At 31.2% G+C, this 747-nt stretch carries 1 protein-coding gene; it reads right to left on the bottom strand.

The annotated features are described in order from the left end of the window. Positions 1-204: 204 nt before the first annotated feature. Positions 205-747: Imm63 family immunity protein (locus A3SG_RS0118475; protein WP_016991461.1), on the bottom strand; the 543-nt coding region annotated here is incomplete at its 5' end.

Genomic DNA, 747 nt, shown 5'->3' with positions numbered 1-747 from the left:
GCGTGCTTAGGGTGCTTCTTTTGAAGTGTAGAATGATTCTTTTTACTGTAATTAAGTGAAAAACGGAGTTTTTTCACAGCCTGACGTTTTGCGGCTTCATGAAGTGGCGAACTTCGTAACCGATTTTTTTCCACTAGGATAGAATATTTTTGCGAAAGAAATTTGTCATGCAAGCACGTTTCTCGCCATTTCATGAAACCGCTGTTAGCAGATGTTTTTTTTAATAGTTGGATATTTTTCACAAGCTTTTGTCCAAGCTGTTAATATATCTATTCCTTGGCTTTCTAATTTGTTACAATATGCTTTTCTATTGCGTTTAGTTTCTTCATTCGGTATTAATAATTTTTCATGCTTTTTTCTAGTAATGTTTGCCCAATTATTGTCTAATTTTTCCAAAAGTTCATCTTGTTTTTGAAACATTAAAATTCTATAATCTTGATTTTCTATTCTGTTATTCAATTCATAATCACAAGCCATGGAAAATGTAATATTCTCAAAAACCCAAAACAGGAATTCTTGAAAGTCTTTGGTAATTCGACGTTCAAATTCTTCATTTCTTTCTGCTACAATAAAATAAAAGTTTCCGTAACTATCCACTTCTAAATGTGGATTTCCATTTTGACTTGATGAACCAAAATCAGGATATTTATCGTCCGAAACAAATATTATTTTCCCAAGTTTTAAAATTTCAGTTTTTACTTCCTGTAATGTCATATTTACGCGATTTCCTAAAATATATGCTAACGG

This window comes from Flavobacterium sp. ACAM 123 (assembly GCF_000264055.1).
Lineage (GTDB): Bacteria > Bacteroidota > Bacteroidia > Flavobacteriales > Flavobacteriaceae > Flavobacterium.
The sequence above is the reverse complement of the archived record's forward strand: the minus strand, read 5'-3'. Positions and strand labels throughout refer to the sequence as shown.